The organism is Pyxidicoccus fallax (genome assembly GCF_012933655.1).
Taxonomy (GTDB): Bacteria; Myxococcota; Myxococcia; order Myxococcales; family Myxococcaceae; genus Myxococcus; species Myxococcus fallax.
In genome coordinates, this window is sequence record NZ_JABBJJ010000109.1 from 14,689 (window position 1) to 34,940 (window position 20,252).

The 20,252-nt window shown below is 71.5% G+C and carries 18 protein-coding genes; 12 read left to right on the forward strand and 6 right to left on the reverse strand.

The window, feature by feature from the left end:
- Positions 1-137 precede the first annotated feature (137 nt).
- The 4 genes from HG543_RS23290 to HG543_RS23305 all read left to right on the forward strand — a co-directional run bounded on the left by HG543_RS23290 (position 138) and on the right by HG543_RS23305 (position 5,208).
- The gene (locus HG543_RS23290) at positions 138-962 is read left to right on the forward strand and encodes an ActD protein (RefSeq protein WP_169347038.1); all 825 of its coding nucleotides are present in this window, start codon (positions 138-140) and stop codon (positions 960-962) included.
- Positions 962-3,208: a caspase family protein gene (locus tag HG543_RS23295; RefSeq protein ID WP_169347039.1), complete on the forward strand. Its 2,247-nt coding sequence runs from the start codon at positions 962-964 to the stop codon at positions 3,206-3,208. The genes HG543_RS23290 and HG543_RS23295 overlap by 1 nt, the downstream gene beginning before the upstream one ends.
- A 122-nt stretch (positions 3,209-3,330) precedes the next feature.
- The gene (locus HG543_RS23300) at positions 3,331-3,897 is read left to right on the forward strand and encodes a tetratricopeptide repeat protein (RefSeq protein ID WP_169347040.1); all 567 of its coding nucleotides are present in this window, start codon (positions 3,331-3,333) and stop codon (positions 3,895-3,897) included.
- Positions 3,898-4,089: 192 nt separating this feature from the next.
- On the forward strand, positions 4,090-5,208 hold the full coding sequence (locus HG543_RS23305; protein ID WP_169347041.1) for a 3-deoxy-7-phosphoheptulonate synthase: 1,119 nt from the start codon (positions 4,090-4,092) through the stop codon (positions 5,206-5,208).
- Between the two features lie 40 nt (positions 5,209-5,248).
- On the opposite strand, the gene pheA is transcribed toward HG543_RS23305, so the two are convergent.
- Genes pheA through HG543_RS23320 form a run of 3 tightly spaced genes read right to left on the reverse strand, consistent with a single transcriptional unit; the run spans position 5,249 to position 7,627 of the window.
- Positions 5,249-6,073, reverse strand: a complete 825-nt coding sequence (pheA, locus tag HG543_RS23310) for a prephenate dehydratase (RefSeq protein WP_169347042.1) — start codon at positions 6,071-6,073, stop codon at positions 5,249-5,251.
- Positions 6,066-7,205 carry a bifunctional chorismate mutase/prephenate dehydratase gene (locus HG543_RS23315; protein WP_169347043.1) on the reverse strand — a complete coding sequence of 380 codons (1,140 nt, stop codon included), beginning with the start codon at positions 7,203-7,205 and terminating at the stop codon, positions 6,066-6,068. The genes pheA and HG543_RS23315 overlap by 8 nt, the downstream gene beginning before the upstream one ends.
- Positions 7,202-7,627, reverse strand: a complete 426-nt coding sequence (locus HG543_RS23320) for a GNAT family N-acetyltransferase (RefSeq protein ID WP_246357239.1) — start codon at positions 7,625-7,627, stop codon at positions 7,202-7,204. The genes HG543_RS23315 and HG543_RS23320 overlap by 4 nt, the downstream gene beginning before the upstream one ends.
- A 105-nt stretch (positions 7,628-7,732) precedes the next feature.
- On the opposite strand from HG543_RS23320, the gene HG543_RS23325 reads away from it, so the two are divergent.
- From HG543_RS23325 to HG543_RS23340, 4 genes are all read left to right on the forward strand, one after another.
- Complete coding sequence (locus tag HG543_RS23325) at positions 7,733-8,287, forward strand: sigma-70 family RNA polymerase sigma factor (RefSeq protein ID WP_169347045.1); 555 nt, start codon at positions 7,733-7,735, stop codon at positions 8,285-8,287.
- Positions 8,284-8,868, forward strand: a complete 585-nt coding sequence (locus HG543_RS23330) for a hypothetical protein (protein ID WP_169347046.1) — start codon at positions 8,284-8,286, stop codon at positions 8,866-8,868. Before HG543_RS23325 ends, HG543_RS23330 begins: the two co-directional genes overlap by 4 nt.
- Before the next feature lie 5 nt (positions 8,869-8,873).
- A complete protein-coding gene (locus tag HG543_RS23335; protein WP_169347047.1) occupies positions 8,874-9,464 on the forward strand; it encodes a periplasmic heavy metal sensor in 591 nt (196 codons plus the stop codon).
- 70 nt (positions 9,465-9,534) lie between these two features.
- The gene (locus HG543_RS23340) at positions 9,535-11,025 is read left to right on the forward strand and encodes an amino acid permease (protein WP_169347048.1); all 1,491 of its coding nucleotides are present in this window, start codon (positions 9,535-9,537) and stop codon (positions 11,023-11,025) included.
- Here the strand turns inward: HG543_RS23340 and HG543_RS23345 are convergent.
- A complete protein-coding gene (locus tag HG543_RS23345; protein WP_169347049.1) occupies positions 10,988-11,416 on the reverse strand; it encodes an EVE domain-containing protein in 429 nt (142 codons plus the stop codon). The two genes, HG543_RS23340 and HG543_RS23345, sit on opposite strands and share 38 nt — an antisense overlap.
- 155 nt (positions 11,417-11,571) lie before the next feature.
- Here HG543_RS23345 and HG543_RS23350 point away from each other — a divergent pair, with 155 nt between their 5' ends.
- Both HG543_RS23350 and HG543_RS23355 read left to right on the forward strand, forming a co-directional pair.
- The gene (locus tag HG543_RS23350) at positions 11,572-12,366 is read left to right on the forward strand and encodes an SDR family NAD(P)-dependent oxidoreductase (RefSeq protein WP_169347050.1); all 795 of its coding nucleotides are present in this window, start codon (positions 11,572-11,574) and stop codon (positions 12,364-12,366) included.
- A 95-nt stretch (positions 12,367-12,461) separates the two neighbouring features.
- Positions 12,462-13,388 (forward strand): CPBP family intramembrane glutamic endopeptidase, encoded by a 927-nt coding sequence (locus HG543_RS23355; RefSeq protein ID WP_169347051.1) that lies wholly within the window; start codon positions 12,462-12,464, stop codon positions 13,386-13,388.
- Here the strand turns inward: HG543_RS23355 and HG543_RS23360 are convergent.
- Together HG543_RS23360 and HG543_RS23365 are read right to left on the reverse strand one after the other, a co-directional pair.
- Positions 13,381-14,115 (reverse strand): hypothetical protein, encoded by a 735-nt coding sequence (locus HG543_RS23360; protein WP_169347052.1) that lies wholly within the window; start codon positions 14,113-14,115, stop codon positions 13,381-13,383. The two genes, HG543_RS23355 and HG543_RS23360, sit on opposite strands and share 8 nt — an antisense overlap.
- Before the next feature lie 85 nt (positions 14,116-14,200).
- Positions 14,201-16,237 (reverse strand): amylo-alpha-1,6-glucosidase, encoded by a 2,037-nt coding sequence (locus HG543_RS23365; RefSeq protein ID WP_169347053.1) that lies wholly within the window; start codon positions 16,235-16,237, stop codon positions 14,201-14,203.
- A 339-nt stretch (positions 16,238-16,576) separates the two neighbouring features.
- Here HG543_RS23365 and HG543_RS23370 point away from each other — a divergent pair, with 339 nt between their 5' ends.
- Both HG543_RS23370 and HG543_RS23375 read left to right on the forward strand, forming a co-directional pair.
- Complete coding sequence (locus HG543_RS23370) at positions 16,577-17,395, forward strand: hypothetical protein (RefSeq protein ID WP_169347054.1); 819 nt, start codon at positions 16,577-16,579, stop codon at positions 17,393-17,395.
- On the forward strand, positions 17,392-19,956 hold the full coding sequence (locus HG543_RS23375; protein WP_169347055.1) for a Kelch repeat-containing protein: 2,565 nt from the start codon (positions 17,392-17,394) through the stop codon (positions 19,954-19,956). The genes HG543_RS23370 and HG543_RS23375 overlap by 4 nt, the downstream gene beginning before the upstream one ends.
- Positions 19,957-20,252: the final 296 nt, after the last annotated feature.

Here is a 20,252-nt window from a genome sequence, read left to right on the forward strand (position 1 = left end):
ACGCCCCGAGCCTTGCGCACAGTGTCGCACCTGCTTCACGGCGCAATCGTCACGGAGCCGTGGCGTTCGGAGGTGACAGTTCCGGCGGGCGCTGGTGTTCGATGGATGGCGCGCCCCGCGCTGGAGGCTGTTCGAGCATGGCCCTGTGCATCCCTGACTGGTTGCTGGAGCGAGTCGCCCTGGGCGAGCTGCCCCCGGACGCGCTGGCCGACGCTCGCGCGCGGCTGGAGCGGGAGCCGGATGGGGCGGCCCGCCTGGCCCGGTTGGAGGAGGACTCGCGCCGCACCCTGGAGCGCCACCCGCCCGCCACCGTCGCCGCCGAGGTGGAGCGCCGCCGCGCCAGCCTCGCCCGCGTGGAAGCCGCCCGCGAGGCCGCGCGCGAGGGACGGGGGGACGTGTCGCTCGGGGTTCCGGTGGCCGCCTCGCTGGTGCTGCTCTTCCTGACCGCCGGGCAGCTCCTGTTCTCGCCCACCGCGATGCCGCCGTCCCCGCCCGCGTGGGTGGACACGGGGGCCGAGACGGAGCGCATCAAGGGCACCCCGATGCTGCGCGTATACCGGCAGGGCGCGGGGCAGGGTGAGCCGGAGCTGCTCGCCGACCAGGCGCGGGCCCGGCGTGGGGACGTGTTGCAACTGCGTTACGTGGCGGGGGACCGCCCCCACGGCGTGGTGGTGTCGGTGGATGGGCGCGGCGCGGTGACGCTGCACCACCCGGCCCTCCTCACCGGCTCCACGGCGCTGACCCACGGCGAGCCGGTGGCGCTCGCCCATGCCTACGAGCTGGATGACGCGCCCGCCTTCGAGCGCTTCGTCTTCGTCACCTCGATGGAGCCTCTCGATGTGGGCCTCGTGCTGGAGGCGGCGCGCGCGCTCGCCCGCCAGCCCTCCGAGGCACGTATCCGGCCGCTGCCCCTGCCGGCTACGTTGACCCAGACTTCCTTCACGTTGGAGAAGGTGCCGTGATGACGCGGTCACTCCTGTTCTCGCTGCTGCTGCTGCCGGCGCTCGCCTTGGCCGCGCCCGCCTCCACGCCCGCGCCGGTGCGCCGCTTCGCGCTGCTGGTGGGCGTCAATGACGGCGGCCCCGGCCGCGCGCGGCTCCGCTACGCCGTCACCGACGCGACGGCCTTCGGTCAGGTGCTGGAGGAGCTCGGCGGCGTACAGCCCCAGGACCGGATGATGCTGATGGAGGGCGGCCGGCCGGAGTTCGAGCGCGCGCTGGCGGGCTTCAAGGACATGCTCGCCTCGGCCAGGAAGGCCGGCGGGCGCACCGAGGCCCTCATCTACTACTCGGGCCACTCGGACGAGGAGGGGCTGCTGCTCCAGAAGGACAAGTTCGGCTACCGCGAGCTGCGGCAGGCGCTGGAGTCGCTCCCGGCGGACGTGCGCATCGCCATCCTCGACTCGTGCGCGTCCGGCACGCTGGCGCGGCAGAAGGGCGGGGTGCGGCGGCCGGCCTTCCTGTCGGACGCGTCCACCGCGGTGCGCGGGCACGCCATCCTCACGTCCTCGTCCGAGGACGAGGTGTCCCAGGAGTCCGACCGCATCGGCGGCTCGTTCTTCACCCACAACCTGGTGTCCGGCCTGCGCGGCGCCGCGGACGCCACCGGCGACGGCCGGGTGACGCTCCACGAGGCGTACCAGTTCGCCTTCCACGAGACGCTGGCGCGCACCGAGCAGACGCGCTCCGGTGCGCAGCACCCCGCCTATGACATCGAGCTGGCCGGCACCGGCGAGCTGGTGATGACGGACCTGCGCTCCACCGCGGCGGTGCTGGTGCTGGGCGAGATGCTCGACGGGCGCCTCTACGTGCGCGACGCGCCGGGCCGGCTCGTCGTCGAACTGAAGAAGTTCGCCGGCCGCACCACCGAGCTGGGCCTCCAGCCGGGGCGCTACACGGTGGTGCGCGAGGCGCACGGCGAGGCCTTCCAGACGGAGCTGGTGCTGGACAAGGGCGGGCGCGCGGTACTGGCCGCGTCCGCCTTCCGCCCGGTGGGCATGGAGATGACGGCCATGCGCGGCAAGGGCACGCCGCAGCCGACGGGCCTGGCGCCCACGGCCGTCGGGGGAGCGGTGGCGCCCCCGGCGGACACGTCCTCGCGCAGGTACCTGCCCATCAACCTGGCCCTGTTCCCGACGGTGCAGACGAACGACATCGTCGGCGGGGACGTGGACAACTCCTTCTCCTTCGCCCTGGGAGCTGGCCGCGGCGCGCGGCTGCACGGCGCGGCGGTGGCACTGGGCGCGAACATGAACACCGGCGAGGTGGAAGGACTGCAGCTCGCCGTGGGCGGCAACGTGGCGAGCGCGGAGCTGGTGGGCGCGCAATTCTCGGTGGGAGGCAACTGGGCCACCGGCCCGGCGAATGGCGTGCAGGCCTCGGTGGGCCTCAACGTCCTGCGCCAGGGCGGGACGGTGGGACAGCTGGCCGTGGGCGGCAACCTGTCCACCGAGTCCATGGGCGGCACGCAGCTGTCGGCGGGCACCAACTGGGCGGCGAAGGACTTCAGCGGCGTGCAGGGCACGGTGGGCTTCAACATGGTCCGGGGGCACATGTCGGGCGTGCAGATGTCCGCGGGCGCGAACTATGCGAGCACGGCCGACGGCGTCCAGCTGTCGCTCATCAACGTGGGCGGCGACGTGGAGGGCATGCAGCTGGGCATCGTCAACGTGGCGCGGAAGATGAGCGGCCTGCAGCTGGGCCTCGTCAACGTCACGGAGGAGATGGAGTCCGGCGTCCCCATCGGCCTGCTGAGCCTCGTGCGCAATGGCCAGTTCCACGTCGAGCTGTACGGCAGCGACGTCAACTTCGCCAACGCGGCCATCAAGGTGGGCAGCCGCCACTTCTACACCACGGTGGTGGCCGGCATGGGCCGCCACGGCGACGTGCGCGGGCCGAGCCACTGGACGCTGGGCCTGGGCCTGGGCGGGCACATCCCGGTGACGGAGCGCCTGTTCGTCGACGTGGACGCGGTGACGAGCAACATCTACCCCTGGGACAAGAGCTTCGAGGGCGACCGGCTCCTGCATCAGCTGCGGGTGATGGGCGGCTACCGGTTCGGCAAGAACCTCACCGTCATCGGCGGGCCCTCCTTCAACCTGATGCACTCGGTGGACGACGTGGAGGTCACCGGCATCAGCGAACTGTCGCGCCAGGGACCTCGTAAGTTCTTCATGTGGCCCGGTGTGCAGCTGGGTCTTCGCATCTGAATGGTTCCCATCAGCCGGACGCAACGCGCCCGGCCGGAGCGCTTTTCACGTCCCTGCTCCCGGTGACAGGCTTCCCCGGGGCCGCCCCCAAGCGGTCCAAGCCACCCGTTCCCGAGGGCACGATGTCAAAGTTGCTGTTCGCGGCGTTCAACGAGGGTGTCACCCTCTCCATGTCCGGCAATCACGAGGCCGCGCTGCTCGCGTTCGACAAGGTCCTCTCCGTCGACCCGAAGCACGTCCCGGCTCTCACCGCGAAGGGCTCGTCCCTGGCGGAGCTGGGCCGCACCGAGGAGGCGCTCCGCTGCTTCGAGCGCGCCATCGAGGTGGACCCCCGCGCCGCCGACCCGCACCGTGACGCCGCCTTCTGCCAGCTGGAGCTGGGAGAGCCGGAGGCCGCCGCGCAGCTCATGCAGCGCGCCGTGCAGCTCAACCCCGACCCCGGCTACCGCGAGGCCGCCGCCGTGGAGGTCTACAACCTCGGCAACGCGCTGCTGACGCGCGGCTCGCGCCGGCCGGACAAGGCCCGCTACCGGCAGGCCCGCTCCACCTTCGAGCTGGCCCTGGAGCTGTCACCCGCGTACGTCGAGGCCGCCAAGGCCCTGGCGGATGTCTGGGAGCACCTGGGAGACACCTCCCAGCGCGACCACTACGCGCAGCTCGCCGGACGCCTGCGCCCCGCCGCGAGCTGAGCGGGCAGCGGGGCAGGGGCCCGGACGACCCGCCGCCACGCGCGGCGTCTCGCCGGGGCGACCCGACAGTCGAGCCAGGATGGGTCGGAAGGACACCGGACGCTCCAGGCAGTCCGGGGGTGTTTCATCCTACGCGGCCGTTTCCGTTATGGTTCACGGTCGGTACGACAACGCCGCCAGGGAGAACCCAAGATGATCGTCATGCTCGAGCCGGACTCACCCGAGTCCGTGGTGTCCACCGTCCTCCAGGTCGCCTCGCAGTTCAAGGGAGTGACCCCTCGCACGCACGTCATGGAGGGCGCCGAGTACACGGTTACCGAGGTCTACCTGCTCGGCAACACGGCGCAGGTGCCGATTGAGCCCTTCGAGCAGATTCCCGGCGTGCGCCAGGTGGTGCGCGTGTCCCAGAAGTACCGGGTCATCGGCCGGCACAAGGGCCAGCGGGCGTCCTCGGGCTTCGATTACAACGGCGTCACCTTCGACGAGAAGTCCGTGCAGCTCTTCGCGGGGCTGTGCGCGGTGGACAACCGGGAGAACGTCGACACGATGATGGCCGCGCTCGCGAAGTGCGGCATCAAGACGACGCGCATGGGCGCGTACAAGCCGCGCACCAACCCGTACGAGTTCCAGGGCCTGGGCGCCGCGTGCCTTCCCTGGGTGTTCGAGTCGGCGGGCAAGCACGGCATCAAGGTCATCGCGATGGAGGTGACGCACCCGCGTCACATCGACGAGATTCGCGACGCGATGGAGCGCGCGGGCAACCCCACGGGCGTGATGCTGCAGGTGGGCACGCGCAACGCGCAGAACTTCGAGCTGCTCAAGAGCATCGGCCAGCAGCGCACCTTCCCCGTGCTCTTCAAGCGCGGCATGGGCATCACCCTGGAGGAGTCCCTCAACGCGTGCGAGTACGTGGCGAGCGAGGGCAACCCGAAGATCGTCTTCTGCCTGCGCGGCGTGAAGACGCACCTGGGTGACCCGCACCGCAACATGGTGGACTTCGCCCACGTGCCGGTGGTGCGCCGGCTGACGCGCATGCCCGTGTGCGTGGACCCGTCGCACGCCATCGGCCAGGCCGCGGCGCCGCCGGACGGGCTGCCGGACATCTTCCACGCCATCGGCCAGGGCCTCATCGCCGGCGCGTCCATGGTGCTGGTGGACTTCCACCCGCACCCCGAGGCCGCCCTGTGCGACGGCCCGCAGGCGCTGCGCATGGAGCAGCTCCCCGCGCTCCAGAACTACGTGCGCCTCGTCCGTGAGGCCTACGTCGCCGCCGTGAAGGCCGGCGACGGCAGCCAGCCCGCCGCGTCTTGAGTCGCGGCGGTAGGAGGGGAGCCCCGGGAGGCCGGGGCTCTCACGCCACGCCGTAGCTGCCGAGCACCCGCAGGGTGATGCAGGCGCTCTGCGCCGCGTCCACCGCCTCTCGCACCCGCGGGTCCTCCAGCGCGCCGTCCACGTCCATGCACCACACGTACTCCCACGCGCGGCGCTGCGGACGGGACTCCAGGCGCGTGACGTTGAGCCCGCGCGACGAGAAGGCGCTCAGCACCCGGTAGAGCGCGCCGGGCGTGTTCTCCACCGTGAAGGCCAGCGCCGTCTTGCGCCGGCTCCACGCGCGCTCCGGCGACAGGCCCAGCGTGACGAAGCGCGTGTGGTTGTCCGGCGAGTCCTCCACGCCCACGTCCAGCACCGCCAGCCCGTACAGCTCCGCGGCGGTGCGGCTCGCGATGGCGGCCGTGCGGGGCGGGGACTCCTCGGCCACCTTGCGCGCGGCGATGGCGGTGTTCGTCTCCGGCACCGGAGTGATGCCACGCCGCCGGAGGTAGCCCGCGCACTGCGCCAGCGCCTGCGGATGGGACATGGCGCGCTCGATGCCGTCCAGCGTCCGGCCCGGAGGCGCCAGCAGACAGTGGCGGATGCGCAGCGACAGCTCGCCGGTGATGGGCAGGTCGTGCTCCAGCAGCAGGTCCACGTTCTCCGCCACCGGACCGCCCAGCGTGCTCTCCACCGGTACCACGCCGCCGTCCACGCGGCCCTCCGCCACGGACTCGAAGACGGCGCGGAAGGTGAGCAGCGGCACGGACTCCACCTGCGGGCCGTGCAGCGCGCGCACGGCCTCCTCGCCGTACGCGCCGTGCTCTCCCTGGAAGGCGATGCGGCGGCGCGGCTGCTCAGCCATGGGCGCCCTCCGCGCGCGGATAGGTGCCCAGCACACGCAGGGACGAGGTCAGCGGCCGGATGTCGTCCAGCGCCGCCATCATCGGCGCGGAGGCCGCGTGGCCCTCCACGTCCAGGTAGAAGCGGTACTGCCACGGCTGCCCGGGAATGGGCCGCGACTCCAGCTTGCTCAGGTTGACGCCGCGCAGGGTGAGCCGCTGCAGCATCTCTCCCAGCGTGCCCGGCTTGTGCTCCAGCACCACCAGGAGCGACGTCTTGCACGGCACGCCCGGCGACAGCGGCGTGGGCTCGCGGCCCACCTCCACGAAGCGCGTGTAGTCCGACGCGGGCTGCAGGTCGCGCGCGAGCACCTCCAGCCCGAAGCGCTGCGCCGCCGTCTCGCTGGCGATGGCCGCCACCGACGGGTCGTTCCGCTCACGCACCTTCTGCGCCGCGCCGCCCGTGTCCACGTCCGGCACGTGCCGCGCCCAGGGCACCTTCGCGCGCAGGAAGGCCTCGCACTGCGCCAGCGCCTGCGGATGCGAGAGCACCTCGCGCAGTCCCTCCAGCTTCGCGCCGGGCAGCCCCAAGAGCCGGTGGTCCACCTGGCTCACCAATTCCGCGGTGATGACCACGCCGCCCTCGGCGAGCAGGTCATACGTCTCGTTCATGCTGCCGGCGGTGGTGTTCTCGATGGGCAGCAGCACCAGGTCCTGCTCGCCGCGGCGCAGGGCCTCCACGGCCTCGCGGGGCAGGTCGAAGCCGGTGAGCAGCACGCCGCCGGCCCGGTTCGCGTAGCGCTGGCGCGCGGCCAGGTGGCTGTAGGAGCCCTCGACGCCGGGGTAGCCCACCCGCAGCGGCGTGGTGTCCTGCCGGGTGACGAGCGCCTGCTGCCGCGCCACGGACATGTCGATGAAGAGGCGCCAGACGCGCTCCACCTCGTGCGGGTCCAGCCCGTGCTCCGCGGCGCGGGTGCGGATGCGGCGCAAGAGCAGGTCCTCGCGGCGCTGGTCCCGGAAGGGCGCCGCCGCGGCCAGCTTCGCCCGCGCCACGTCGTCCGCCAGGTCCATGCGGCGGCGGAGCGCGTCGAGAATCTCCTCGTCGATGTTCTCGATGGCGACGCGAATCGCCTCCAGGTCGGGAATGGTCGTCATCGGGAGGACTCGAGGCTGCGCCACATGAAGTAATGCGGACCGATACCGGGAAGCTCGAAGACGTCCCCCTTCTGGGAGAAGCCAAGCGAGCGGTAGAAGCCCGACGCGGTGGACCGGGCGTTGCACCACACCTGGGTACCGCCCTGCTTCGCGGCGTATTCCATGCAGGAGCGGAGGAGGGCCGCCCCGAACCCGGAGCCCTGGAGGGTCTTGTCCACGGCCATGCCCCTCAGGCGCCAGGCGGTGGTGGTCCTCAGCGAGTCCGGGGGCGGCTCCCGGTAGATGGAAGCGACGCCCACGAGGCGGCCCTCGCGGTACGCGCCCAGGTGGAGGGTGTCCGCGTCATCGTCCCCGGGGTAGACGGCCATCTGCGGCGGCTGGTTGGGGCGGAGCACGGCATGGCGGAGACCGCGAGTCTCCATGGCGGGAATCCGGCGGATTTCTGGGGCACTCACGGAATCGAGTATGCCGGTTTCCCCGCCCATGCGTCCTCATTCGCGTGGAAGTTGACGGGAGGTCTTTTCACCGTGAAGGGCACCGCCATCCTGGACGAGCCTCGGACCCAGCCGCGAGCCCCGGCCGCGCTGGATTTCGACGCGCTCCTGGAGGCGGAGCAGGGCGGGCTGCTGCGGCTCGCCCGGAGGCTGGTCTGGGACGGAGAGGAGGCGAGGGACCTGGTGCAGGCCACCCTCGCGGATGCCTTCGAAAAGCGTCATTCACTGAGAGACCTGAAGGCCGGGCCCGCGTGGCTGCGGAGCATCCTGGTGTCGCGCGCCATGGGGCACCTGCGGCGGCGCCGGGTGTGGAGCGTGGTCCGCGAGGCCCTGGACCTGGGGCCCGCGCCGTCGCGCTCGCCGGAGGAGCACTTCGCCGGGGCCGAGCGCTGGCATGCCTTCGGCCGCGCGCTGCGGACGCTCCCCGCGCAGCAGGCCACCGCCTTCACCCTCCGCTACCTGGAAGGACTGGACCTGGACGCCGTCGCCGAGGCCATGCGCATCGGCCGGGGCACCGTCCGAATCCACCTCTACCGCGCCCTCAAGAAGCTGAAGGCCGTGGACGCCCTGCGAGGAGACACACCATGAGATGCCACGACGTGGCCGCGGCCCTCGTGGACGCGAGCCAGCTCCGGTCTCCGGAAGTCGAGTCCCACCTGTCGGGCTGCGAGGACTGCCGCGCCCTGGCCGCCCTGCACGCCTCCGCCTCCTCGCTGCGCCTGCCGTCGCCGCCCGCGCTCGCCCCCGTTCCCCGCGAGGCCGTGCTGCACGAGGTGCGCCGCCGCGCCTTCCGCCGCCGCGCCTCCGCGGGCGCCGTGGCCTCGCTGGGGCTGGCCGCGCTGGTGCTCTGGCTCCAGCCCGCCACGCAGGGGAGGCCGGTCGACCTTTCCTACGAGGAAGGCTCAGCGCCCCGGCCCGAGCTGGGGCTGTCGCGCGCGGCTCCGGCGGCCCTCGACGACGACACCGCCCGGGTCGTGCTCGCCGGGCGAGGCAATCTCTTGAACTTGATGGGCGAGGTGCGCGGCTTCACACGCCGCGACCTGGTGGTCGAGGACGAGTCGTACCGTCCCTTCGGCACGCTCCCCGCCTGGGTGCGCCCTCCCGATTCCCGCGCGCTGGAAGCACCGCCGTTCAGGACGGTGGTGATGACCCTCTATCCTCAGGAGTGATTCCGATGACGACTCGCGTTTCCAAGCTGTGGAGCACCACCGTGGCCGCGCTGCTGCTGGCGGCCCCCGCCCTGGCCCAGACCCCGCCGGCGCAGGAGGACGTGGTCATCCAGTCGTTCCCCGGCGGCCACCACGCGCCAGGGCACGTGCCGATGGTGATGCGCCTGGGGCACCTGCCGTCGCCCACCAATGGTATTCCGCCGCACCTCGTGGAGAAGCTGGGCATCCCCCGCGACGTGGCGCAGCGGGTGCAGGACCTCACCTTCGAGTCCAATGAGGCCCTCATCCCGCTGGAGGCGGACCTGAAGCGCGCGCAGCTCCGGCTGGAGCGGCTGATGAGCGCGCCCACGCCGGACGAGCGCGCCGTCTCCCAGCAGGTCGAGGAGGTGGGCCGCGCGGAGACGGCGGTGCGCCGCAACCGCGTCACGCTGATGGTGCAGATCAAGAAGATGCTGGGGCCGGACCTCTGGCAGAAGCTGGAGGCGGAGATGAAGGCCGTGCGCTTCGAGCGGCACCTCGAGCTCCACAAGGGAGGCTTCGGCAGGCCGGATGAGCCGGAGAACCGCACGACTCCGGCGCCGTCGCGCAAGCCGTAGCCTTCCGGTTTCGGACAACAGGGGCGGGCCCCGCCGGAGCTCCCCGGCGCGGGCCCCCTATCCTGGCGCCATGGCCACCACTCCGGACCGTGAGCGCCAGCTCCAGGAGGATGCCGCCCAGCTCCAGCGGCTGGGGTACGCGCAGCAGCTCCTGCGTGACATGGGCGGCTTCTCCAACTTCGCCGTCTCCTTCTCCATCATCTCCATCCTCACCGGGGCGGTGACGCTCTACGGGCACGGGCTGCGCTTCGGCGGGCCCTTCGTCATGGGCGTGGGCTGGCCGCTGGTGGCGGTGATGACGCTGGCGGTGGCGGCGAGCCTCGCGCAGCTCGCCTCGTCCTTCCCCACGGCGGGCGCGCTGTACCACTGGGCGGCGATGCTCGGCGGGCCGCGGGTGGGCTTCTTCACCGCGTGGCTCAACACGGTGGGGCAGTTCGCCATTACCGCGGGCATCGACTACGGGCTGGCGGAGTTCCTCGCGGACATGCTCGGCCTGCCGCGCGAGCGCGGGGCGGTGCTGCCGCTGTACGCCGCCATCCTCCTGTCCCACGCGGTGCTCAACCACGTGGGCGTGCGGGTGGTGGCGTGGCTCAACGACTTCTCCGCCTGGTACCACGTGGGCGGGGTGGCGGTGCTCATCGGCGCGCTGGTGGCGCTGGCGCCCCGGCAGGACGTGGGCTTCCTCCTCACGCGCGTCAGCACGGAGAGCCCGTCCTGGTACGCGTACGGCTTCCTCATCGGCCTGCTCCAGGCGCAGTGGACCTTCACCGGCTACGACGCCAGCGCGCACATCTCCGAGGAGACGCGAGACCCCACGCGCAACGCCCCGTGGGGCATCTTCCTGTCGGTGGCGGTGAGCGCGGTGGTGGGCTACGTGCTGCTGGGCACGGTGACGCTGGCCATCCAGGACCTGCCGGCCGCCACCGCCGCGCCGAACCCGTTCCTCTACGTGCTGACGAACGCGCTGGGCCCGTCCGTGGGCGGAGCGCTGGTGTGGGTGGCCATCGCGGCGATGTGGTTCTGCGGGCTGTCGTCGGTGACGTCCAACTCGCGCATGCTGTTCGCCTTCGCGCGGGACAACGGGCTGCCCGGCTCGCGGTGGCTGAAGCACGTGTCCCCGCGCTTCCGGAGCCCGTCCGTGGCCGTCTGGGTGTCCGTGGTGGCGGCCTTCGTCGTGGCGCTGTGGGCGGAGGCGTACGCGGCCATGGTGGCGCTGAGCACGCTGGCGCTCTACGCGTCCTATGCGCTGCCCATCTGGGTGGGCTGGCGGGCGCGCCGGGCGGGGACGTGGTCGCACCGGGGCCCGTGGGACCTGGGGCGCGCGTCGCCGTTCATCAACGCGGTGGCCCTGGTCTGGTGTGCGGTCATCATGGTGCTCTTCGTGCTGCCGCCCAACCAGCTCGCCGGCTACACGTTCGCCGGCGCGCTGGTGCTCTTGGGGCTCTACTGGGGGCTGCGGCAGCGGCACACCTTCAAGGGGCCGCAGGTGACGCTGCTGCGGAAGGCTCCGGAAGGGGACGCGCCTACTTCGGCAGCGCGGTCTTCCCCATCTTCAGGATGAGCTTGAAGTGCTCCGCGGTGAAGGGCACCACGCTGATGCGGCTTCGCGTGAGCAGCTGACAGTCCTTCAGCGCGGGCGTGGCCTTGATGGTGGCCAGGTCCACGGGCTGCTTCAGCGCGACGACGGGGCCCACGTCCACGGAGGCCCAGTCCTCGCCGGGGGCGGTGGGGTCCGGGACGGCGGCGGTGAGCACCTTCGCCACGGCCACCACGGCCTTGCCCTCGTTGGAGTGGTAGTAGAGGCAGAGGTCGCCGGGCTTCATGGCCCGGAGGTTGTTGCGCGCCTCGTAGTTGCGCACGCCCGTCCAGTCCGTCTTCCCGTCCTTCTCGAGCTGGGCGTACGCGTACACCGAGGGCTCGCTCTTGATGAGCCAGTACTGGGGTTTCGCCATGGCGGCGCACCATAGAGCAGGGTCGGGCGCCGTGGGCCAGCGCTGATTTCGACGCGCGGACACTCGTGGTGAAGGCCGGGTGCACGCCTGCATGAAGGCGTGCACGGTGCAGTGGGCCCGGTTAGAGGGGGGCGGCCAACTTCAGGAGTGAACGGATGGACTTGGAATTGAAGGGCAGGGTCGCGCTGGTGAGTGGCTCCACGGCGGGCATCGGCCTGGCCATCGTGGAGGCGCTGGCTCGCGAGGGCGCGGAGGTCATCGTCAACGGACGCACCCAGGAGCGCGTGGACGCGGCCCTCAAGGAGGTTCGCGGCAGGAATCCCCACGCGAAGCTGAAGGGCGTGGCCGGGGACCTGGGCACGCGCGAGGGCGTGGCTCGGATGATTCAGGCGGTCCCCCACGTGGACATCCTGGTGAACAACCTGGGCGCCTTCGTGCCCAAGGCCTTCGAGGACATCACCGACGAGGACTGGTTCAACATCTTCGAGGTGAACGTGATGAGCGGCATCCGGCTCAGCCGCCACTACATCAAGGGCATGCGCCAGCAGAACTGGGGCCGCATCCTCTTCATCTCCAGCGAGTCCGGCCTCCAGATTCCCGTGGAGATGATTCACTACGGCGTGACGAAGACGGCGCAGATTGCCCTGGCGCGCGGCATCGCCGAGGGCACGGCCGGCTCGAACATCACCGTCAACTCCATCCTCCCCGGGCCCACGCGCTCCGAGGGCGTGGAGGAGTTCCTCAAGAACCTGGCGCGCCAGCAGGGCGTGGACGTGGCCACGGTGGAGCGCGAGTTCTTCAAGCACGCGCGGCCCTCGTCGCTGCTCCAGCGCTTCGAGACGGTGGAGGAGATTGCCTCCCTCGTGGCCTTCGTGTGCAGCCCGAAGTCCTCGGGCATCAACGGCGCGGCGCTTCGGGTGGACGGCGGCGTGGTTCGCGCCATCGCCTGAGCCAGCCGTGTACGCGTGCGCGGGCGTCCTCGTGACGCCGCGCCACGCGCGTGAGAGCATCGAGCGCGGGGCCCTTCACGGCGCTCCCCGCGCTCATGGACTCTCTGCCCACCCTCCGTCGCGCCCTCCATCATCCCCTCACGCGGCTCGTGTTCTGCATCGTGCTGGCCTCGGTGCTCACGGGACTGGTGCGGCTGCTGTACCTCCTGCTCGACCTGCACTGGTGGGCGAGCGAGGTCCAACAGACCCTGTTCATGGCGACGGGGAGTGCCCTGGCCGCGCTGCTGACGCTGGTGCTGGTGGACGGCCTGCTGGAGCGCAAGAACCTGGAACAGCTCGGGCTGCGGCGGCGGGGCGCGCTGCGCGAGCTCGGGTGGGGCACGCTGCTGGGCGCGGGGCAGATGGCGCTGGTGGTCGGCGTGCTGGCGCTGGCCGGCTGGTACGAGCTGGTGGAAGGGCGCCCGGAAACAGTCCAGGACGAGGTACGGGGCGCGCTCTGGTGGGCGGGAATCTTCGCGGCGGCGGGCTTCCAGGAGGAGGTGCTCTTCCGGGGGATTGGCTTCCGCTTGCTGGAGGAGTGGCTGGGCTCGGCGGCGGCGCTCGTCCTCAGCAGCGCCTTCTTCGGCCTCGTCCACATCGGCAACCCGAACGCGACGCCGTTCGCCACGCTGGCCATCGCCGTGGAGGCAGGGGTGATGCTCGGCGGGGCCTACATGCTGACTCGCTCCCTGTGGTTCGCCACGGGCGCGCACATCGCCTGGAACTGGGTGCAGGGCCCGTTCTTCGGCATCGCCGTCTCGGGCACGAAGCAGGACAGCCTCCTGGAGGGCCGTCTGGTGGGCCCGGAGGTGTGGACCGGAGGCGCCTTCGGCGCCGAGGCCGGCGGCGTGGCGCTGCTGGTGGGCACCGCCGTCGGCGTGCTGCTGGTGGTGGCCGCCGCCCGCCGGGGACGGTGGGTGCCCTTGCTGCCCAGGCGTGTTGCCCGTCAGCAGCCCCAGCCCCCACCCGCGCCAGTCACATGACGGCCTGCAGCGTATGGCGTGAGGCCAGCTCGCCCTTCACCGGGGCGTCCTCGATGCCGAGCCGCTTCTCCAGCTGCTGCTCCAGGTAGAGCACCTGCTCCGGCTCCTCCAGCCGGTGGAGGAGCGTCCGCTTGCGGCCCGCGGCGTCCAGGGCATTCAGGTTCCAGCCCTGGCCATGCCACGCGAACACCGGCCTCCGCGCGTTCTCCTTGCCGTAGAGCTGCTTCAGCTCCCCCCTCGACAGCTCCAGGTTTCCGGGCCAGGGGAGGGGACCATGCCGGATGACGAGCCGGTCCTCGCGCGCCTCGATGGTGGTCTTGTTGAGGAACCCCGTGAGGGCGCAGTACGTCAGCGCCAGCCCCGCGGCCAGCATCAGACACAGGAAGCCCACCGCGCCGGGCTCCAGGGGAGACCCGTTGGACAGCCCCCTGGCGAGCAGGGCGGTGCTGAAGACGTCCAGCGCGAAGCCCCAGCCGCCGATGATGAGGTACTCCATCCGGAACCACGTCCACGAGATGCGCGTGGCCTCCTCGGTCTCCTCCACGTTGAAGAACCGCGGCACGGAGAGCTTCGGGGACGGCTCGCGCGGCGCGCGCGCCAGCCTCGGGCCCTCGCGCTCCGCCAGGTCGTACACGACGTCGCACGCGTGGCACCGGGCCAGCTTCAGCGCCAGGCTCACGTCATTCGCATGGTAGGGCGCGGCGCAGGCGGCGCAACACAGTTGCATGAATGAACCCCCCGAGGCTCGTGACAGATGCGGATTCTAGGGCAGCTCCGCCTCCGTCCCAAGCCCCCGGGAGGGTCCGTGGCGCTTACGTCACATGTGTCTTCAAGAAGACACGAAGCGCCTCGGCCACACTCCAGGCCTGGGCGATGCAGCCTCGCGGCCGGTACGGCTCGGTGGCGTCGAAGATTTCGCTGATCTGCCCGATGCCCGAGTGAAGCAGGTGCTCCTCCAGGCCGCGCAGCAGGGCGCGCGCCGCCTTGAGGTCCGGGTTCACCTTCAGCGTCGCGTCCACGTAGTGGCCGATGAGCCAGCCCCACACCGTGCCCTGATGGTACGCCGCGTCACGCGCGCGCAGGTCGCCGTCGTACTTCGGCTTGTAGTCCGGGTGGCCCGCCGCGAGGCTGCGCAGACCCACCGGCGTCACCAGCTCGCGCCGCACCCTCTCCAGCACGGGCTCCCACTTGTCCCTGCGCAGCACCGGGTGCTTCAGCGAGATGGCGAACACCTGGTTGGGGCGGATGGCCGCGTCCTCCCCGCCGTCCTCGCCGTCCACCACGTCGTAGAGGCACTGAAGCTTCTCGTTCCAGAAGCGCCGGTTGAAGCTGCCGTGGGCCTTCTCCGCCGCGGACAGGTAGGGCTTCGCGTCCTGGCCGAGCTGCTCCGCCCAGGTGCCCATCAGCCGCAGGGCGTTGAACCACAGGGCGTTGATTTCCACCACCTTGCCCCGGCGCGGCGTCACCACCCAGCCGTCCACCTTCGCGTCCATCCAGGTGAGCTGGTAGCCCTCCGCGCCCTGGCGCAGCAGGCCATCCGCCGGGTCCACGCCGATGTTGAAGCGCGTGCCCTTCAGGTGATGGTCGATGATGGCGCGCAGCGTGGGGAAGATGTCGCGCAGCAGCTCGGTGTCCTTCGTGCACTCGAGGTACCGGTCCACCGCGTGGAAGAACCACATCGTCGCGTCGGCCGTGTGGTAGACGCCCTCGCTCTCCCCGTCCGGGAAGTAGTTGGGGATGAGGCCGTCGCGCACGTAGTGCTGGAAGGTGCGGAGGATGGCCGCCGCCTCGCGGTAGCGCCCGGTGCACAGCGTCAGGCCGTCCAGCGAAATCATCGTGTCCCGGCCCCAGTCGGTGAACCAGTGGTAGCCGGCGATGATGCTGCGCGCGTCCTGGTTCATGGAGCGCGCCCAGGCGTCGTCCGCGGGGCGCGTCGGGTCGATGACGAACTGGTCCGCCGCCAGCACCAGCCGCGCGGGCACGCCGTGACGCGCCTCCTCTGGCGCCCGGGACAAGAGCCGTCGCTCGCGTTCCAGCTCCAGCGCGAAGGCCTCGGCCGGCTCTCTCTCCAGGCACGCCCAGCCCTCGGTGGTGACGCCGAGCGCGAGCCGCTCGCCGGGCCGCAGCGTGCACTCGAAGTAGCCTGGTGAGCGCTGCACCTCCGTGTGCTCGTACCCGCGGGACTTCTCCACGCGGAAGAGCTGCACCGGGGACGTCTGCGGCAGGCCCACGAACGGGGCGGGGCCGCTGGAGTACAGCCGCAGGCGCATGGGCTGTGCGTCGTCTCCGCTGCGCAGCTCCACCTGGGCGCCTCGCAGGAAGACGGTGGGCTCGTGCTGGTGGTTGGGGATGGGCCGGTCATGTGGCCGGTCCACGGGGAAGGGGCGCAGCCGCAGGCCGACCTCGGGCCCGGACACGTGCTCCCAGGCGATGAAGACGGTGTTCTCCCCGTGCACCATCATCAGCTTGCGCCGCAGCCGGGTGGGGCCGACCTGGTACTCCCAGACGGGCACGAGCCCGTCGAGGTGGAAGCTCCGCAGGTGGCGCGCGCCTTCCTCGTGCGTGGCGCCGTCCGCCCCCTCCTCGGTGCCGAGCGGGTACGCCTTCCCGTCCACGTGCACGTGCTCCACCAGGCGCGCCAGCAGCACGGTGCGGCCACGCTTCTCCAGGCTGGGGATGAAGAGGCCGTGGTAGCGGCGCGTGTTGCAGCCCACCACCGTGCCGGACGCGTAGCCGCCGCGGCCGTTGGTGACGAGCCACTCGTGCTGGAGGTCCTTCGAGAAGTCGGTGCCCTCGGGCCACTCGAAGGTGATGCGGGGCAGGGCAGGGGAGGAATCGACCAGGGTCACGCCTTCGTCTCCTCGGTGCTCGTCAGCACCAGCGCTGTCTGTCCGGGAAGGTGCAGCCCATCCCCGAGCGGCTGCGCGCCGAGGGTGAGCTGGAATGGGGCGGACCGAGACAATTCATCCTCCGTTTCGACCAGGGATGTGCGTCGACGTTGTGCATCCGCGCGGAGGTGGGAAAGGACCCGGAGTCACAGCGCATCACGCCCACGCGTGCATGGGACGAGCGTCCAGACGGGCTCTCGTCCGAGGGACAGCTCCGCGTCCGGGTTCCGACCCGTCGAGGCATTCAGGAAAGGCGCTGCAGCTGCTAATTACGCGCCTTTGGAGGGTTCCCGACCCAACATGCTTTCCTGGCTACCTGCTTCCACTGCCGCGCTCCGGATGCTGAGGCTCCTGCTGCTCGTCCTGCTTCCTCTCGCGGCGCCGGCCGCGGCCCCCGCGGAGGAGATGCGGACCTACGTCACGTCCATTCGTCGCCTGTACGAGTCGCTCGAGTACGAGCGTGCGCTCGCGCAGGTCTCCAGTGCCAGGCGCGTGGCTCGCGGGATGGAGGACGACGTCATCCTGTCTCTCTACGAGGGCATCCTCCTCGCGAACATGCAGAAGCCGGAGGAGTCCGCCGCCGCCTTCAAGTCGGCGCTGCTGCTGAAGCCGGACGCGAAGCTTCCCCTCATGGTGTCTCCCAAGGTGGCTCGGAACTTCGAGAGCGTCCGGAGCGAGGTGAAGCGCGAGCTGGCCGCGGTCCAGGCGGAGCGCGAGACGGCGGCCCGGAGCGAGGTGGCCGTGCCGCGTCCCGCCCCCGTGGACGCGCCTGCTCCCAGCGGAGTCTCCACGAAGCGGGACCTCCGCTCGCGGGCGCTCATCCCCGCCGTGGCCGGCGGTGTGCTGCTGGTGTCCGGCGCGGTGACGTATGGCTTGGCGCGCGCGGAGCGGAGCCGGCTGCGCGAGGGGCCCGGGGAGTTCGGCTCGTTCGACGAGGCGAAGCGGAGCGCGAGCCGGGGGCGGACCTTGCAGACGGTGGGCTTCGGTCTCGCGGGCGCGGGCGTGGTGGGGCTGGGCGTGGCGGCGGGGCTGTTCGTGCTGGGCGCGCCGGGCGACGCCGTATCGCTCGGCGTGTCGACGGATGGGACGTCGGCCTTCGTGTCCGGGAGGTGGCCGTGAAGACGCGCGCGTACCGGGTGCTCGCCCTCGCCGTGCTGCTGGGCTGCGGCGTCGGCTGCATCGACTTCGACCAGGAGCTGACGGACCTGTGCGAGCGGAGCCCGTCGTTCTGTGAAGCGGACGGGGGCAGCACGCCGGACGGCGGTGATGGAGGTCTGCCCGACTCCGGCACGCCCGACTCCGGCACGCCCGACGCGGGACCTCCGCCCACGCTCGTGGGGGCCTCCCAGTCCGTCTTCCATGTCACGCCCTGGGACCCGGCGGACTTCAGTGTCACCGCCGAGGCCTCGCAGGGGGGCGCGCTGCGCTTCTCCTGGTCGGCCACGCACGGCGCCCTGGAGACGCCTCGGGACACCGCGACGACGAGCGAGGTGCGCTGGTCGACGGCCACGTGTCCACCGGAAGGGGAGCGGCCCACCATCACCGCGACGGTGACCCATGCGGGGGGGCTCACCGCGACCCGGTCGTTCCAGCTCGACGTCCATTGTCCGAAGTGGACCGCTCCTCGCTCCATGGCGGTGGTTCGCGCGGCCCACACCGTCACCCTGCTCGCTTCGGGCAAGGTGCTGGTGGCTGGCGGACTCCAGGGGACCACCACCTTCGCCTCGGCGGAGCTGTATGACCCGGCGACCGTCACCTGGGGGGCCACCGGCGGGATGACGACCGTGCGTCACTCCCACGCCGCGGTCCTGCTCCGCTCGGGCAAGGTGCTGGTGATGGGCGGGCGGAGTTCCTCCGGCGTTCTCGCGTCCGCCGAGCTGTATGACCCGGGGACAGGCACCTGGACAGCCACCGGCGGCATGGCCAGGGCCCGGTCGCATCATGTCGCCGTCGTGCTGCGGTCGGGCAGGGTGCTCGTCATGGGCGGAGCCGATTTCGAGGGCCCCATCTCCACGGCGGAGGTCTACGACCCCGACGCGGGCACCTGGGCCGCCACCGGAGGCATGACCGCGGCTCGCATGGGATTCCAGGCCTCCGTCCTGCTTTCGGGTCGGGTGCTGGTGACGGGGGGCCTCACCGGAAGCCTGCGGGATGGCTTCCGTGAGCTGGCGACAGCGGAGGTCTATGACCCGGCCACGGGAGCGTGGTCGGCCACCAGCAGCATGTCCCTGCCTCGCGCGGACCACCGCGCTGTCGTGCTGGCTTCGGGGAAGGTGCTGGTGACGGGTGCGCGTTCGCGCGGAGGCACGCCCAGCGCCGCGGCGGAAATCTATGATCCGAATACGGGCAACTGGACGGCCACCAGCAGCATGCCCCGGGCGCTCTCACATCACCTGATGCTCCCGCTGCCCACGGGCAAGGTGCTGGTCGCCGGGGGCATGGAGCAGCAAGGTATTCCCAGTGCCTCGGTGGAGCTCTACGACCCCGCCACGTCGACCTGGCGCTCCGGTCCCAGCATGACCCGCGCCCGCGTGGCGCCGGGCGCCGTGGTGCTTTCTTCGGGAGAAATCCTCGTGGCGGGGGGCGAAGGCCCGGACGCCAGCGCGCTCGACTCGTCGGAGGTGTACGACCCGGCGGTGGGGACCTGGAGGTCGGCGGGCCCGTTGAGCCGGAGTCGCACCTTGCACACCACCACGCTGTTGCCTTCCGGAAAGGTGCTGCTGGTGGGCGGTGGCTCCCCTGACGCCCCCGAGAGTGGCGTCGCGGAGCTCGGTGACCCCGCCACGGGCCAGTGGGTCGCCACGGGGCGCATGGGCCAGGCTCGGAGGGGCCATACGGCGAGCCTGCTGGCCACGGGCAAGGTGCTGGTGGCCGGCGGTACCGCGACGGACTCCCTGTCCTCCGCGGAGCTCTACGACTCGGCCACGGGAACCTGGAGCCCCACGGGCAGCATGGCCACGGCGCGAAGCGCCCATGCGGCCACCGTGCTGCCCTCGGGCAAGGTGCTGGTGACGGGCGGAGACCTGGCGGGGAGCACCATCGCCACGGCGGAGCTCTACGACCCGGTCAGCGGCACCTGGAGCGCCACCAGCAGCATGAGGGTCGCCCGCGAGGACCACACCGCGACCCTGCTCGCCACGGGCAAGGTGCTCGTCGTGGGTGGCACCACGACATCCCAGGGGGCGGAAATCTATGACCCCGCCACGGGCACCTGGACGCCCACCCACAACGCGCCCTGGCCTCGCTACGGCCACACCGCGACCCTGCTCGCCACGGGCAAGGTGCTGGTGGCGGGCGGCAACACCGACGCGAGCGACGTCAACCCCGCCACGGCCGAGCTGTACGACCCCACCACGAACACGTTCGCCGCCACGGGGCAGATGGGGCGCATCCGCCGGGACCTCGAGGCCGTCCTCCTGCCTTCCGGCAAGGTGCTGGTGGCGGGGGGCCGGTACGTCAATGGCCGCGTCGCGACCTTCTACGGCGCGAGCGACGTGGAGCTGTATGACCCCGAGCTCGGCACCTGGTGGGTGACCGGAGCCATGCGCACTCCCCGCACCTCGCACACGCTCGTGCTGCTGCCCTCGGGCGCGGTGTGGGCCACCGGCGGCGACACGACGTCCTTGAGCGGTCCGTCCGGCCCGTCGCAGCCCTCCACGTCCGAGCTCTACCTGCCCTGAGTCCGCCCCCACGGGGAGCGGCCAGCCAGCCGCTCCATCACCGTGGAGACTCAAGAAGAGAAAACGGCGGGACCCGGCCCCCTCCCTGAACCGGGCCCCGCCATTTCTACAGCCTTTCCTACGCCTGCTTCGCGATGCCGCTCGTCGGCGTCGTCTCGGCCGCCTTGCCATTGAGCAGCGCGCTGCTCGCGTACAGGGCCAGTCCCACCACGCCCAGCACCGCGGCCTCCGCATGCACCGCGAACCCCAGGCCCATCAGGGTCAGGGTCCCCGTGCCCATCGCGAACGCCACCGCC

Coding starts and splice junctions, on each gene's coding strand:
- HG543_RS23370 (WP_169347054.1), top strand. CDS start 16,577: ATGCTTTCCTGGCTACCTGCTTCCACTGCCGCGCTCCGGATGCTGAGG.
- HG543_RS23305 (WP_169347041.1), top strand. CDS start 4,090: ATGATCGTCATGCTCGAGCCGGACTCACCCGAGTCCGTGGTGTCCACC.
- HG543_RS23350 (WP_169347050.1), top strand. CDS start 11,572: ATGGACTTGGAATTGAAGGGCAGGGTCGCGCTGGTGAGTGGCTCCACG.
- pheA (WP_169347042.1), bottom strand. CDS start 6,073: ATGGCTGAGCAGCCGCGCCGCCGCATCGCCTTCCAGGGAGAGCACGGC.
- HG543_RS23355 (WP_169347051.1), top strand. CDS start 12,462: ATGGACTCTCTGCCCACCCTCCGTCGCGCCCTCCATCATCCCCTCACG.
- HG543_RS23320 (WP_246357239.1), bottom strand. CDS start 7,627: ATGGAGACTCGCGGTCTCCGCCATGCCGTGCTCCGCCCCAACCAGCCG.
- HG543_RS23300 (WP_169347040.1), top strand. CDS start 3,331: ATGTCAAAGTTGCTGTTCGCGGCGTTCAACGAGGGTGTCACCCTCTCC.
- HG543_RS23340 (WP_169347048.1), top strand. CDS start 9,535: ATGGCCACCACTCCGGACCGTGAGCGCCAGCTCCAGGAGGATGCCGCC.
- HG543_RS23360 (WP_169347052.1), bottom strand. CDS start 14,115: ATGCAACTGTGTTGCGCCGCCTGCGCCGCGCCCTACCATGCGAATGAC.
- HG543_RS23315 (WP_169347043.1), bottom strand. CDS start 7,205: ATGACGACCATTCCCGACCTGGAGGCGATTCGCGTCGCCATCGAGAAC.
- HG543_RS23290 (WP_169347038.1), top strand. CDS start 138: ATGGCCCTGTGCATCCCTGACTGGTTGCTGGAGCGAGTCGCCCTGGGC.
- HG543_RS23335 (WP_169347047.1), top strand. CDS start 8,874: ATGACGACTCGCGTTTCCAAGCTGTGGAGCACCACCGTGGCCGCGCTG.
- HG543_RS23345 (WP_169347049.1), bottom strand. CDS start 11,416: ATGGCGAAACCCCAGTACTGGCTCATCAAGAGCGAGCCCTCGGTGTAC.
- HG543_RS23330 (WP_169347046.1), top strand. CDS start 8,284: ATGAGATGCCACGACGTGGCCGCGGCCCTCGTGGACGCGAGCCAGCTC.
- HG543_RS23295 (WP_169347039.1), top strand. CDS start 962: ATGACGCGGTCACTCCTGTTCTCGCTGCTGCTGCTGCCGGCGCTCGCC.